Raw genomic sequence first — 14,404 nt, forward strand, 5'->3', positions numbered from 1 at the left:
CGCCAACAGAGGAAAGCTTCATGGAAGCACTGCACCAGAAAATTCGCGAACAAGGCATTGTGCTTTCCGATCAGGTCCTGAAGGTCGACGCCTTTCTGAACCACCAGATCGACCCGGCCCTGATGAAGCTGATCGGCGACGAATTCGCCACGCTGTTCAAGGATTCGGGCATCACCAAGATCGTCACCATCGAAGCCTCGGGCATCGCCCCGGCGATCATGACCGGCCTGAACCTCGGCGTGCCGGTGATTTTCGCCCGCAAGCACCAGTCCCTGACCCTGACCGAAAACCTGCTGTCGGCGACCGTTTATTCGTTCACCAAGCAGACCGAAAGCACCGTGGCCATCTCCCCGCGCCACCTGACCAGCAGCGACCGCGTGCTGATCATCGATGACTTCCTGGCCAATGGTAAGGCGTCCCAGGCACTGATTTCGATCATCAAACAGGCCGGCGCCACCGTGGCGGGCCTGGGCATCGTGATCGAGAAGTCGTTCCAGGGCGGTCGTGCGGAACTGGATGCACAGGGTTATCGCGTTGAATCGCTGGCTCGTGTGAAGTCGCTGGCCGGTGGCGTTGTGACGTTCATCGAATAACGCCACACCGCAATTCCCCCTGTGGGAGCGAGCCTGCTCGCAAATGCATAGTGTCAGTCGACTTCAACATTGACTGACACACCGCTTTCGCGAGCAGGCTCGCTCCCACAGTTGTTTTTGGGTGGCCAGTTATTGCGCGGTGGCCTTCAGGCCGGTGAGCAATAGACGCTGAAACAGGTCTTCTTTCAGGCCTTGCGGATCGGTCAGCTGCATCCGCTCCAGATGCTCGGGAAACTCCGAAGCCTGCGGCGCATCCAGCGCTGCCTTGCCCAATTCCAGCACCTCACTGAGCTTGAACTTGCTCTTGAGCCAGTTCAGTGCCCGCAACAGATCGCGCTCGACCTCGGTGAAGTCACAGCCCAGCGGATACTCCGGAAACAGCTGCGGATGCCGCACCTGAATCTCCTGCAAACGGCGCGGACTGTTATCGGCATAGCGCGGATCGAGGCGGAAGTCCTTGGGCAATTTGCCGATTTTCTGCGCCTGCTCGATCAATCCCGGCTGAAAACGCGAGTCACTGATATTCAGCAGCGCTTCGATCACTGCCGCATCGGTTTTGCCGCGAAGATCGGCGATGCCGTATTCGGTGACCACGATGTCCCGCAAATGCCGGGGAATGGTGCAATGACCATACTCCCAGACGATGTTCGAACTGACGTCGCCACCAGACTCGCGCCAGCTGCGCAGCAGCAACACCGAACGCGCGCCTTGCAGCGCATGACCCTGAACCACGAAGTTGTATTGCCCGCCTACGCCGCTGAGCACACGTCCATCTTCGAGCTGATCCGCCACCGCGGCACCGAGCAAGGTCACGGTGAACGCGGTGTTGATGAACCGCGCATCCAGGCGCTGCAAGCGCTTGAGTTCTTCCTGGCCGTAGAGCTCGTTGATGTAGCTGATGCGGGTCATGTTGAATTCGGCCCGCTGGCTTTGCGGCAATTCGCGCAAGCGTTCGTAGTAGGTGCGCGGGCCGAGAAAGAAGCCGCCATGCACAGAAATGCCATCGGTTTGCGCAGCCTCATCCAGGGTGCCGGCATTCGCCTGCAGTTGGGTCGCCACGTTCGGGTAAACCTTGCGCCGCACGATTCCGGCATCCGCCAATACCAGTAATCCGTTGACGAACATTTCGCTGCAGCCATACAGGCCTTTGGCGAACGGTTCGATGCCGCCTTCGCGCTCGATCAGTTGTGCCCACTGACTGAGGTTTACCTCCGCCAACAATGCCTTGTAAGCGTCGTTATCGGCTTGCCGCGCCAGCAGTGCCGCCGTCAGCGCATCGCCCATGGAGCCGATGCCGATCTGCAAGGTGCCGCCATCGCGCACCAGGGTGCTGGCGTGCAAACCGATGAAATGGTCCTGAAACCCCACCGGCATGTTCGGCGTGGAAAACAGCGTGGTGTTGTCCTTCTGGTCGATCAGCAGGTCGAAGGTTTCGATGCCGAGTTCCGCATCGCCAGGCATGTAAGGCAGATCGTTGTGCACCTGGCCGACCATCAGAATGGTTTCTCCGGCGGCGCGGCGCCTGGCGATCATCGGCAACAGATCGAGGGTGATGTCCGGGTTGCAGCTCAGGCTCAAGCGATCGGGATGTTCGGCATGGCTGGCCACCAGCTGCGCCACCAGGTTCAACCCGGCGGCGTTGATGTCCCGGGCCGCATGGCTGTAGTTGCTGCTGACGTAATCCTGTTGCGCCGTGGCACTGTTGAGCAGACTGCCGGGCTGCATGAAAAACTGCTGGATGTGGATATTGCCCGGCAGGCCATCACGACGCAGGTCGGCGAGAAATTCCAGCTCCGGATAATCGCCGAATACCCGTTCGATAAAGGGCTCGAGGAAGCTTTTTTGCAAGCCATCACCCAAGGGCGGGCGCCCGAGACACAACGCGGTGTAAATCGTCAGCTGTCGTTCGGGCAACTGTGCGATGCGCCGGTACAGCGCGTTGACGAAGTGATTGGGTTTGCCCAACCCCAGAGGCAGGCCCATGTGGATATGCGCCGGCAACCGTGCCAAGACGTCATCGACTGCCTGTTCGATAGAGCACAGCTGAACCATCGGATCCTCCCTCACTTTCCATGACTTGGGCCTGGACCGAGCTTGCCGGGTCTTTGCTGCAATGAACAGTCTGTTAATACCAATCAGCCGCCGCTGGCCCCCTGTAGGAGCGAGCTCGCTCGCGACGGTCGTCAACGATAACGCTGGAAACCTGGCACCCCGCGGTGCTCTCAGGTTCTTCGCGAGCAAGCTCGCTCCTACAGGGGTCAGCGTGGAATTGCAGGTACAAAAAAACCGTCCTTGGACGGTTTTTTGCGAACGATGCAGCGCCTTATTTCAGGCCGGACATCTTCTGGATAGCGCCTTTGAGCTCGGCATCGGAGCAGTCGGCGCAGGTGCCTTTAGGCGGCATCGAGTTGATGCCGGTAATGGCTTTGGCCAGGATGCCGTCGAGGCCGCCCTGGTGATCGGCGCGGTCTTTCCAGGCAGCGGCATCACCGATTTTCGGTGCGCCCAACAAGCCGGAACCGTGGCAAGCGTTGCAATGTTTTGCAATCACTTCATCCGGGGTTTTCGCACCACCACCGCCGCCAGCAGTGGCCACTTCCATGCCCTTGCATTCTTTACCCTGAACACAGACTTGACCGACCGGTTCAAGGCGTTTGGCAATATCGTCGTTGGTCGCAGCTTGAGCGCTGACACTGACAGCCCATAGGGCCAGTACGGTTGCTGGTGCAGCCAGCATTTTCATAATTAGGTTCACGCGTTCACCCTCAATGGTGGCTAGTCACGCCTACGGCCACGGTTCGCAGGCGGGCGCAAGTATAGCGGTAAGCCCGTCGCACTGAAACAACCCCAAAGTCGCAAGGGTCTTAGGCTGCGGCGGAAAAACGGCCCGGGCGCCTCTGCGATGCTGGCAGGACGCCTCTTTTCTTAGAAATTCGCCGGCGTGGCTGCGCTGATTAGTCGCGCAGGCGCATCGAACGGATTTCGGAAACGGTGTGGCTTGGTACTTTCAAAGTAGTAGCTATCGCCGGCTTCGAGCACAAAAGTTTCGAGACCGACCACCAGTTCCAGTTTTCCTTCGACCAGGATGCCGGTTTCCTCACCCTCATGGGTAAGCATCTCGTCACCGGTGTCGGCGCCTGGCGGGTAGATTTCATTGAGGAATGCGATAGCGCGGCTCGGATGCGCCCGACCGACCAGTTTCATGGTCACGGCGCCATCGGAAATGTCGATCAGCTCGTTGGCCTTGTAGACGATCTGAGTCGGTTTTTCCTGCAGGATTTCTTCGGAAAAGAACTCGACCATGGACATGGGAATCCCGCCCAGCACTTTACGCAGCGAACTGATCGAAGGGCTCACGCTGTTCTTTTCGATCATCGAAATCGTGCTATTGGTGACCCCCGCCCGTTTGGCGAGCTCACGCTGGGAAAGGCCTTTGAGCCTACGGATGGATTGCAGTCGTTCACCGACGTCCAAAGCTTGCGCCTCCAGGATTCAGGAATGTTGGAATAGTGAGCGTTATCATGGCGACAGCGTTCAGTATTTACAACACCTTGACCTGAATCCTGCTCAGTGAGGCGACTTCCGGTCTGGAGCCTTGCGCACTAAGCCCCGGAATAGAGCAGTGGCACTCGGCGCAGGTTGCAGAAAATCTGGTAGGGAATCGTGCCGGCAGCCATGGCCACATCACTGGCGAGGATGTTTTTGCCCCACAACTCGACGGTCGAACCGAGACCGGCCTGCGGCACATCGGTCAGGTCGATGCAGAGCATGTCCATCGACACCCGGCCGATCAATTGGCTGCGCTGCCCGGCAACCAGCACGGGGGTGCCGGTCGGCGCCAGACGCGGGTAGCCGTCGGCGTAACCCATGGCCACCACACCAATACGCATCGGTTTTGGCGTGATGAACCTGGCGCCGTAACCGACTGGCTCGCCGGCTGGCAGTTCGCGGACACTGATCACTTTCGACTCAAGGGTCATCACTGGCTGCAGGCGTGCGGCCACTTCGTTGGCCTCTTCGAACGGCGTGGCGCCATAGAGCATGATGCCCGGGCGCACCCAGTCGCTCGGAATCTGCGGCCAACCGAGCACCGCCGGCGAGTTACGCAGGCTGACCTCGGCGGACAAGCCCTTGCGCGCCGCTTCGAATACCGCCACCTGTTCGGTGCTGGCCTGTTCGTGCAGCTCGTCGGCACGCGCAAAGTGGCTCATCAGCACCACTTTCGCGACTTTGCCGCTGGCCAGCAGCCGTTGATAGGCCGCTTGATAATCCGCCGGGTGCAGCCCCACGCGATGCATGCCGGAATCGAGCTTCAGCCACACGGTGATCGGCTTGCTCAATGCGGCTTTTTCGATGGCTTCGAGCTGCCACAGCGAATGCACCACGCACCAGAAGTCATGCTCGACGATCAGCGCCAGCTCATCGGCTTCGAAAAAGCCTTCCAGCAGCAGGACCGGCGCACGAATACCCGCCGCCCGCAGCTCCAGCGCCTCTTCGATACAGGCCACGGCAAATCCGTCCGCCTCGGCTTCCAGCGTCTGGGCGCAACGTACCGCGCCATGGCCATAGGCATCGGCCTTGATCACCGCGAGGGCCTTGGCCCCCGTGAGTTCACGAGCGATCCGGTAGTTGTGACGCAGGGCTTGAAGGTCGATCAGGGCACGGGCAGGACGCATGGCGGCAGACTTCTGGTCGGGTTATCGGGAAGAAAAACCGGTGCTGGCTGACAGCGTTAACCGCCAACAGCACCGGGAGAGGGATCTTTTCTGACAGGCTTACGGCAGAGCGGCGACAACCGACAGCTCGACCAGGATTTCCGGTTCGCACAATTTCGCTTCAACCGTGGCACGGGCGGGAGCGACGCCTTTTGGCAGCCACTTGTCCCATACCGCGTTCATGCCTTCGAAATGCGCGTCGATGTCCTTCAGGTAAATCGTCACCGACAGCAGGTTGTGCTTGTCGGTGCCGGCCAGATCGAGCAACCGCTCGATGTTGGCGAGGGTTTCACGGGTCTGCTGTTCAATCCCGGCGTTCATCTCATCGCCCACCTGTCCGGCCAGGTATACCGTGCCGTTATGGGTGACGATCTGACTCATGCGCTCATTGGTGAGCTGGCGCTGGACTGACATGCTTTGCAGACTCCTGGGTTTTGTTGCCATAACGGGAAATATCGAGGCCTTCGGCGCTGATCTGCGGCTTTTTCTTGGCCATCAGGTCAGCCAGCAAGCGACCGGAGCCACAAGCCATGGTCCAGCCCAGCGTGCCGTGACCGGTGTTCAGGAACAGGTTCTTGAACGGGGTGGCACCAACAATCGGGGTGCCATCCGGCGTAGTCGGACGCAGGCCGGTCCAGAAGCTGGCCTGGGCCAGATCGCCGCCCTGAGGATAAAGATCGTTGACGATCATCTCCAGGGTTTCGCGTCGACGCGGGTTCAGCGACAGGTCAAAACCGGCAATTTCAGCCATGCCGCCGACGCGGATGCGGTTGTCGAAACGGGTGATCGCGACCTTGTAGGTCTCGTCGAGAATGGTCGAGGTCGGGGCCATCGCCGGGTTGGTGATCGGCACGGTCAGGGAGTAGCCCTTGAGCGGGTACACCGGCGCCTTGATCCCCAGCGGCTTGAGCAACTGCGGCGAGTAGCTGCCGAGAGCCAGCACGTAGCGATCGGCGGTTTCCAGTTTGCCGTCGATCCACACGCCGTTGATGCGGTCACCGGCGAAGTCGAGGCGCTGAATGTCCTGGTCGAAACGGAATTGCACACCCAGGTTCGCAGCCATCTCGGCGAGCTTGGTGGTGAACATCTGGCAGTCGCCAGTCTGGTCGTTCGGCAGGCGCAAGGCACCGGCGAGGATGTCGGTGACGTTGGCCAGCGCCGGTTCGACGCGGGCAATGCCTTCGCGGTCGAGCAGTTCGAACGGCACGCCAGACTCTTTCAGCACGGCGATGTCTTTCGCGGCACCGTCGAGCTGGGCCTGGGTGCGGAACAGTTGGGTGGTGCCGAGGCTGCGGCCTTCATAGGCAATGCCGGTTTCGGCGCGCAGTTCGTCGAGACAGTCACGGCTGTACTCGGACAGACGGACCATGCGCTCCTTGTTCACCGCGTAACGGCTGGCGGTGCAGTTGCGCAGCATCTGTGCCATCCACAGGTACTGGTCGATATCGGCGGTGGCCTTGATTGCCAGGGGCGCGTGGCGCTGCAACAGCCACTTGATGGCCTTGAGCGGCACACCCGGCGCTGCCCACGGCGAGGCATAACCCGGCGAGACCTGGCCGGCGTTGGCGAAACTGGTCTCCATGGCAGCAGCCGGCTGCCGGTCCACCACCACCACTTCAAACCCGGCACGGGCCAGATAATAAGCACTGGTGGTACCGATGACGCCGCTACCCAAGACCATGACGCGCATTTTCATATCCCTCATCGCGGCTAACCGCTGACGTTTGTTATTCAGAGCTTCAGATGCGCGCAGTGTAAAAAAGATTTGCCAGTGCTTTTCACTATATAAGCGCCTATATTTGGCGACAATTCTCGGCAAAAACCCTTTTCACGGAGGCGCATCCCCTATGCGTACCAACACTCAGACCAAACGTGAGCTGGACAAGATCGACCGCAACATCCTGCGGATCCTGCAAGCGGACGGACGGATTTCCTTTACGGAGCTTGGGGAGAAGGTCGGGCTCTCGACCACGCCCTGTACAGAGCGGGTCCGGCGTCTGGAGCGCGAAGGGATCATCATGGGCTACAACGCCAGGCTCAATCCGCAGCACCTGAAGGGCAGTCTGCTGGTGTTCGTCGAGATCAGCCTGGATTACAAATCCGGCGATACTTTCGAAGAGTTCAGACGCGCGGTGCTCAAATTGCCCCATGTGCTGGAGTGTCATCTGGTGTCAGGGGATTTCGACTATCTGGTGAAAGCGCGGATTTCCGAGATGGCCTCGTACCGCAAATTGCTGGGCGACATCCTGCTCAAGCTGCCTCACGTGCGCGAATCCAAGAGCTATATCGTGATGGAAGAAGTGAAAGAGAGCCTGACGTTGCCGATTCCGGATTGAGTATTGCGGTGTCTATTCGGCCGCTTTCGCGAGCAGGCTCGCTCCCACCTTGGATTTGTGATCGGCACAATTCCCCTGTGGGAGCGAGCCTGCTCGCGAAGGCCGCAATTCGATCCAGCTAGACCAACACCTGCCGGTTCGATGCCATGTACTCGAACACCTGCTTCTCCACCCGCGGATGAATCAACTCCACTGGCCCGCGCCCATTGGGGCACGGCAAGGTCTTGGTGGTGCCGAACAACCGGCAGATCAGCGGCCGCTCGTCATACACCGTGCAACCATTGGGCCCCAGGTGCACACAGTTGAGTTCTTCCATGGCGGCTTCCTGTTCGGCGCGAGTCTTGCGCGGCAGACGCGACATTTCTTCGGGCGAGGTGGTCACCGGCCCGCAGCAGTCATGGCAGCCGGGGACGCACTCGAAGGAGGGAATCTGTTGTCGCAATGTGCGAATTGTCTGGCTGTTGCAGCTCATTGCAGCGGTGACCAAAAGCGGAATAGAGCGCGATTCTGACGCAAAAGCCCCGATCCAGACAGCACCAGCCGACCAATGTTGCCCCTCCGGGAAGGTCCGGCTTATGCTCCGTCAAATTTTCTAAACGCAAGAATCAGGACCACGCACATGACTGCCCGTGCTCAACAGCCTGCTCCCGACCACATCGCCTCCTACTATGCCGCCAGCAGCCTGCCGCAGCCCGAGCTTGCGGCGCTCAAAGGCGAAGTGCTGGCCGATGTCTGCGTGGTTGGCGGAGGTTTTTCCGGGTTGAATACGGCGCTTGAGCTGGCCGAGCGCGGCCTCAGCGTGGTATTGCTCGAAGCCCATCGAATCGGCTGGGGCGCCAGCGGACGCAATGGCGGGCAGCTGATTCGCGGCGTCGGCCACGGCCTCGATCAGTTCACCAACGTCATCGGTGTCGAAGGTGTTCGGCAAATGAAACTCATGGGCCTGGAAGCCGTGGAAATCGTCCGGCAACGGGTCGAGCGCTTCCAGATCCCCTGTGACCTGACCTGGGGTTACTGCGACCTCGCCAACAAACCCCGTGACCTGGAAGGTTTCGCCGAGGATGCCGAAGAACTGCGCAGCCTCGGTTATCGCTACGAGACCCGTTTGCTGCAAGCCCACGAGATGCACACCGTGGTCGGCTCCACGCGTTATGTCGGCGGCCTGATCGACATGGGTTCGGGACACCTGCATCCACTGAACCTGGCCCTCGGCGAGGCCGCAGCGGCACAGCGACTGGGGGTCCAGCTGTTCGAACAGTCGGCCGTGACTCGCATCGACTATGGCCCCGAAGTCAAAGTCCATACCGCCGAAGGAGCGGTGCGCGCCAAAACCCTGGTACTGGGCTGCAATGCCTACCTCAACAACCTCAACCCGGAACTCAGCGGCAAAGTCCTGCCCGCCGGCAGCTACATCATCGCCACCGAACCACTGAGCGAAGAACAGGCCCACGCCTTGTTGCCGCAGAACATGGCGGTCTGTGACCAGCGAGTGGCGCTGGACTACTACCGGCTCTCGGCGGACCGGCGCCTGCTGTTTGGCGGCGCCTGCCATTACTCGGGCCGCGACCCGAAAGACATCGCCGCGTATATGCGTCCGAAAATGCTGGATGTCTTCCCGCAATTGAGCGCCGTGAAGATCGATTACCAGTGGGGTGGCATGATCGGCATCGGCGCCAACCGCCTGCCGCAGATCGGGCGACTCAAGGACCAGCCGAACGTGTACTACGCCCAGGCCTATTCCGGTCATGGCGTGAATGCCACGCACCTGGCCGGCAAGCTGCTGGCCGAAGCCATCAGCGGCCAGCACAGCGGCGGCTTCGATCTGTTTGCCAAGGTGCCGCACATCACCTTCCCCGGCGGCAAGCATTTGCGTTCACCGTTGCTGGCGCTGGGGATGTTGTGGCATCGGTTTAAAGAGTTGGTCTGACAATTTCTGTGTTCTTGCAGACCTCATCGCGAGCAGGCTCGCTCCCACATCAGATCTGTGGTCGACACAAATCCCCTGTGGGAGCGAGCCTGCTCGCGAATGGGCCTAAGATTTCAGATCCGCCAGAAAGGCTTCAGCCCCTCCTCCCGCGCCTGCTCCCGCGTCAGCCCGACATCCTTGAGCTGGTCGGCCGTCAGCGACAGCAACGCCTTGCGCGTGTGCAGGCGACGCCAGAACCGGTCCCAGCGACCCTGGCCGGACGGCGCATTACACATACCTGCCTCCCGCGTGCCGTTGCTCTGCCCTGTCGCCAGTTCCTGACTGTGTAACGTCAGCCGCACATCGCTCAAACCGTTCATCTTGGATGCTCCTGTTTACTTGGGTAGCCAGAGGTTCCATGATGCGTGGGCGCGAAAAAGCATTACAGATTCAAAGCATCTGTATTAAATCCATACAGATTTGCCGATTCCGCGACTGAATCCTGATTTTTTGCCCGATCTGTACTGGTTTACCGGATCATCCCTATCGAGGCTGCACCATGACCCTTTACGTCAACCTCGCCGAGTTGCTCGGCACGCGTATCGAACAGGGCTTCTATCGCCCCGGTGACCGGCTGCCCTCGGTACGGGCGCTGAGCGTCGAGCACGGCGTCAGCCTGAGCACGGTGCAGCAGGCCTATCGGGTGCTGGAAGACAGCGGGCTGGCTACGCCACGGCCCAAGTCCGGGTACTTTGTTCCCGCCAGTCGCGAGCTGCCGGATTTACCGGCGGTCGGTCGCCCGGCCCAGCGCCCGGTGGACATCTCTCAATGGGATCAGGTACTGGAACTGATTCGCGCGGTGCCGCGCAAAGACGTGGTGCAATTGGGGCGCGGCATGCCGGACATCACCAGCCCGACCATGAAGCCGCTGCTGCGCGACCTGGCGCGGATCAGCCGGCGGCAGGACATGCCCGGCCTGTATTACGACAATATCCACGGCAACCTCGAACTGCGCGAACAGATCGCTCGCCTGATGCTCGATTCCGGCTGCCAACTGGGCGCCAGCGATCTGGTGGTCACCACTGGATGCCATGAAGCGCTGTCCACCAGCGTTCGCGCGATTTGCGAGCCGGGGGACATTGTGGCGGTGGACTCGCCAAGCTTCCACGGTGCCATGCAGACCCTCAAGGGCCTGGGCATGAAAGCTCTGGAAATCCCCACCGATCCGCTGACCGGCATCAGTCTCGAAGCGCTGGAACTGGCCCTGGAGCAGTGGCCGATCAAGGTCATACAGTTGACCCCCAACTGCAACAACCCGCTGGGCTACATCATGCCGGAGTCGCGCAAACGCGCGTTGTTGACGCTTGCGCAGCGGTTTGACGTGGCGATCATCGAGGACGATGTGTATGGCGAACTGGCCTACACCTATCCGCGTCCACGCACGATCAAATCCTTCGACGAGGACGGTCGCGTCCTGCTGTGCAGTTCGTTTTCCAAGACCCTGGCGCCAGGCCTGCGCATCGGCTGGGTCGCGCCGGGGCGTTATCTGGAACGGGTGCTGCACATGAAATACATCAGCACCGGCTCCACCGCGCCACAACCGCAGATCGCCATTGCCGAATTCCTCAAAGGCGGCCACTTCGAACCGCATTTGCGGCGGATGCGCACGCAATACCAGCGCAATCGCGACATGATGATCGATTGGGTAACCCGCTACTTCCCGGCCGGCACCCGCGCCAGTCGCCCGCAAGGCAGCTTCATGCTGTGGGTCGAGCTGCCGGAAGGCTTCGACACCCTGAAACTGAATCGCGCCCTGCACGACCAAGGCGTACAGATTGCCGTGGGCAGTATTTTTTCCGCCTCGGGCAAGTACCGCAATTGCCTGCGCATGAACTACGCTGCCAAGCCAACACCGCAAATCGAAGACGCGGTACGCAAGGTCGGCGCGACAGCGATCAAACTGCTGGCGGAATCCGATCAGCTCAACGACTGACTTTTACTCGGGAATCGGCGTCCATATGCCTATCTGCGCAGCCAAACGGAACGATCCTACGTGAGAGTCAGACAGCCCCTGCTTGCTCTTCTGCTGCTCGCCACGCTCCTGGGCGGTTGCTCCAGCTTCGATGTTCAACGCGAACCGAGCCAGGCACTGCCGGCTTCAGACTCCGCATTCGGCCGCTCGGTCCAGGCGCAGGCCGCCCCTTACAAGGGACAATCGGGCTTTCGCCTGCTATCGGACAGTACCGAGGCCTTCACCGCCCGTGCCGAACTGATCCGCAACGCGCAAAGCAGTCTCGACTTGCAGTACTACATCGTGCACGACGGCATCAGCACGCGCATGCTGATCGAGGAATTGCTCAAGGCCGCCGACCGGGGCGTGAGGGTGCGGATACTGCTCGACGACACCGCCAGCGACGGCCTGGACCGGGTCATTGCCACCCTCGCCGCGCACCCGAAAATCCAGATCCGCGTGTTCAATCCACTGAATCTTGGCCGCAGCACCGGCGTAACGCGTAACGTGGGCCGACTGTTCAACCTGTCACAACAGCATCGACGCATGCATAACAAGTTGTGGCTGGCGGACAACAGCATGGCCATCGTCGGCGGGCGAAATCTGGGGGACGAGTATTACGATGCCGAGCCCAAGATGAACTTCACTGACATCGACATGCTCAGCGTCGGCCCGGTTGCCGAGCAACTCGGGCACAGTTTCGACCAGTACTGGAACAGCGCCCTGAGCAAGCCGATCGACGAATTCCTGTCGAGCAAACCCACCGCCAAGGACCTGGAAAACACCCGCGCCCGACTGGAAGAGTCCCTGGCGCAAATGCGCAAACAGGACCACGCGCTCTACAAACACCTGATGACCTTCACCACGCACCCGCGCCTGGACATCTGGCGCCGCGAGCTGATCTGGGCCTGGAACCAGGCCTTGTGGGATGCGCCGAGCAAGGTACTGGCCAAGGGCGAACCCGATCCGCAGTTGCTGCTGACCACGCATCTCGCCCCTGAACTCGATCATGTCAGCAAAGAGCTGATCATGATCTCGGCCTACTTTGTGCCCGGCCAGCCTGGCCTGGTATACCTGACCGGGCGCGCCGACGCCGGCGTTTCGGTGAGATTGCTCACCAATTCACTGGAAGCCACGGACGTTCCCGCGGTACACGGCGGTTACGCGCCCTACCGCAGGGCGCTGCTGGAACATGGTGTGAAGCTTTACGAATTGCGCCGCCAACCCGGCGAGGAAGGCGGTGGCGGAAGCGGACCGCGTCTGTTTTCCAGTAGCTCCTTTCGCGGCTCCGACTCCAGCCTGCACAGCAAGGCGATGATCTTCGACCAGCAGAAATCCTTTATCGGCTCGTTCAATTTCGATCCGCGCTCGGTGCTGTGGAACACCGAAGTCGGCGTGCTGGTGGACAGTCCGGAGTTGGCCGCAGGGGTCCGCGAACTGGCACTGCAGGGCATGGCACCGGCCTTGAGTTACCAGGTGGAGCTGAAAAACGATCAGATCGTCTGGACCACCGAAGACGACGGAAAAGTACACACCCTGACCAAGGAGCCGGGGAGTTGGTGGCGGCACTTCAATGCGTGGCTGAGCAACACGGTTGGCCTGGAGAAAATGCTCTAGGCCGGCTCGGCAAGCGCACCAAACGCCCCTTGTCGCGACACCACGATCAGCACACCCAAGGCCCCCACCGCCATCAGCAACGGCAACGCATGGCCGCTGATCCACTGGCTGCCGGCGCCCGCCAGCAATGGCCCGATCAGACAACCAACCCCCCACAGCTGGGCAATATGCGCGTTGGCCCGTACCAGTGCGTCGTCGCGATAACGCTCGCCGATCAGGATCAGCGACAAGGTGAACAACCCGCCGGCGCTGGCGCCGAACAGCACCCACAATGGCCAGATCAGCAGCGTGTCGATCAGCATCGGAATCGCCAGGCTCGAGATCAGCAAAACCACCGCACAACCGGTGAACAACGCGCGTCGCGACAAGCGATCGGCCAACGCACCAATCGGCAATTGCAGCACCGCATCGCCCACCACCACCGTACTGACCATCGCCAAAGCGATCTCCGTGGTGAAGCCCTGGCGCAGGCAATAGACCGGCAACAGCGTCAGAATCATCGCCTCGAACGCGGCGAACAATGACACGGCCCAGGCAATCGCCGGCAAGCCACGACAGAAAGTGAGCAAATCACTCAAGGTCACGCTGCTGGCCTCACTGCTCGGCGCCCCACTGCGCCCCAGCAACAGGAATGGAGCCGCCATCAACAAACCGACACCCACCCAAAAGCCATAATCGTGTCCGGTACCGAGAAAGCCCAGCAATACCGGCCCTGCCAGCTGACTCAGTGCGTAGCTGCTGCCGTACAACGCCACCAGCCGCCCGCGCCATTGCTCGACCACCAGTTGATTGATCCAGCTTTCACCGATGATGAATACAAGGGTCAGGATCACCCCGATCATCAGCCGCAGCACCAACCAGACCGGATAGCTCGGCAACAGTGCGAGCAAACCGATCGAAACCGCCCCGCCCCACAGGCACAGGCGCATCAGATTGGCCGTGCCGAATCGCGCCGCCAGATGACTGGAGATTTTCGCCCCCAACAGGACGCCGATGGCCGGCATCGCCGCCATCACGCCAATGGCAAACGAGCCGTAGCCCCAGCTCTCCAGGCGAAACGACACCAGCGGCATGCTGACACCCAGGGCCAGGCCGACACTCAGGACAGATGCCAAAACGGCGAAATAAGTCGCCCAACGCATATTCCACGCTCCTGTGGATATTTTTATGTACAACACAAAACATTGTGGGAGCGAGCCTGCTCGCGATAACGGAGCAACATTCAA

Annotated in this window: 14 protein-coding genes; 5 read left to right on the forward strand and 9 right to left on the reverse strand. The window is 60.6% G+C overall.

Going from position 1 to position 14,404, the window contains the following annotated elements:
* Positions 1-20 precede the first annotated feature (20 nt).
* Positions 21-593 (forward strand): xanthine phosphoribosyltransferase, encoded by a 573-nt coding sequence (locus ACEN8E_RS28800; protein WP_090326577.1) that lies wholly within the window; start codon positions 21-23, stop codon positions 591-593.
* 129 nt (positions 594-722) lie between these two features.
* Here the strand turns inward: ACEN8E_RS28800 and ACEN8E_RS28805 are convergent, their stop codons facing one another.
* From ACEN8E_RS28805 to dadA, 6 genes are all read right to left on the reverse strand, one after another.
* Complete coding sequence (locus ACEN8E_RS28805; RefSeq protein WP_495590758.1) at positions 723-2,645, reverse strand: acetyl-CoA hydrolase/transferase C-terminal domain-containing protein; 1,923 nt, start codon at positions 2,643-2,645, stop codon at positions 723-725.
* Between the two features lie 271 nt (positions 2,646-2,916).
* Positions 2,917-3,336 (reverse strand): c-type cytochrome, encoded by a 420-nt coding sequence (locus tag ACEN8E_RS28810; protein WP_495593406.1) that lies wholly within the window; start codon positions 3,334-3,336, stop codon positions 2,917-2,919.
* 182 nt (positions 3,337-3,518) lie between these two features.
* Entirely contained in the window at positions 3,519-4,067 is a 549-nt protein-coding gene (locus ACEN8E_RS28815; RefSeq protein WP_007975150.1) for a cupin domain-containing protein, read from the reverse strand.
* Between the two features lie 128 nt (positions 4,068-4,195).
* Positions 4,196-5,269 (reverse strand): alanine racemase, encoded by a 1,074-nt coding sequence (gene alr / locus ACEN8E_RS28820; protein ID WP_495590759.1) that lies wholly within the window; start codon positions 5,267-5,269, stop codon positions 4,196-4,198.
* 99 nt (positions 5,270-5,368) lie between these two features.
* Positions 5,369-5,722, reverse strand: a complete 354-nt coding sequence (locus ACEN8E_RS28825; protein WP_223500510.1) for a RidA family protein — start codon at positions 5,720-5,722, stop codon at positions 5,369-5,371.
* Positions 5,694-6,998 carry a D-amino acid dehydrogenase gene (gene dadA / locus ACEN8E_RS28830; RefSeq protein ID WP_495590760.1) on the reverse strand — a complete coding sequence of 435 codons (1,305 nt, stop codon included), beginning with the start codon at positions 6,996-6,998 and terminating at the stop codon, positions 5,694-5,696. Before dadA ends, ACEN8E_RS28825 begins: the two co-directional genes overlap by 29 nt.
* A 157-nt stretch (positions 6,999-7,155) precedes the next feature.
* Here dadA and ACEN8E_RS28835 point away from each other — a divergent pair, with 157 nt between their 5' ends.
* Positions 7,156-7,644, forward strand: coding sequence for an Lrp/AsnC ligand binding domain-containing protein (locus tag ACEN8E_RS28835; RefSeq protein ID WP_007975155.1), 489 nt, complete (start codon positions 7,156-7,158; stop codon positions 7,642-7,644).
* Positions 7,645-7,762: 118 nt separating this feature from the next.
* Here the strand turns inward: ACEN8E_RS28835 and ACEN8E_RS28840 are convergent, their stop codons facing one another.
* Complete coding sequence (locus ACEN8E_RS28840; RefSeq protein ID WP_150753852.1) at positions 7,763-8,116, reverse strand: YkgJ family cysteine cluster protein; 354 nt, start codon at positions 8,114-8,116, stop codon at positions 7,763-7,765.
* Positions 8,117-8,263: 147 nt separating this feature from the next.
* On the opposite strand from ACEN8E_RS28840, the gene ACEN8E_RS28845 reads away from it, so the two are divergent.
* Complete coding sequence (locus tag ACEN8E_RS28845) at positions 8,264-9,571, forward strand: NAD(P)/FAD-dependent oxidoreductase (protein ID WP_495590761.1); 1,308 nt, start codon at positions 8,264-8,266, stop codon at positions 9,569-9,571.
* 113 nt (positions 9,572-9,684) lie between these two features.
* Here ACEN8E_RS28845 and ACEN8E_RS28850 read toward each other — a convergent pair whose 3' ends face one another.
* Positions 9,685-9,930: a DUF1127 domain-containing protein gene (locus tag ACEN8E_RS28850; protein ID WP_495590762.1), complete on the reverse strand. Its 246-nt coding sequence runs from the start codon at positions 9,928-9,930 to the stop codon at positions 9,685-9,687.
* A gap of 179 nt (positions 9,931-10,109) precedes the next feature.
* On the opposite strand from ACEN8E_RS28850, the gene ACEN8E_RS28855 reads away from it, so the two are divergent.
* Both ACEN8E_RS28855 and ACEN8E_RS28860 read left to right on the forward strand, forming a co-directional pair.
* Positions 10,110-11,543: an aminotransferase-like domain-containing protein gene (locus ACEN8E_RS28855; protein ID WP_495590763.1), complete on the forward strand. Its 1,434-nt coding sequence runs from the start codon at positions 10,110-10,112 to the stop codon at positions 11,541-11,543.
* Between the two features lie 60 nt (positions 11,544-11,603).
* Positions 11,604-13,178, forward strand: coding sequence for a phospholipase D family protein (locus ACEN8E_RS28860; protein ID WP_495590764.1), 1,575 nt, complete (start codon positions 11,604-11,606; stop codon positions 13,176-13,178).
* On the opposite strand, the gene ACEN8E_RS28865 is transcribed toward ACEN8E_RS28860, so the two are convergent.
* Complete coding sequence (locus ACEN8E_RS28865; protein WP_495590765.1) at positions 13,175-14,320, reverse strand: MFS transporter; 1,146 nt, start codon at positions 14,318-14,320, stop codon at positions 13,175-13,177. The two genes, ACEN8E_RS28860 and ACEN8E_RS28865, sit on opposite strands and share 4 nt — an antisense overlap.
* Positions 14,321-14,404 lie beyond the last annotated feature (84 nt).

Source organism: Pseudomonas sp. Pseusp9 (assembly GCF_059491265.1).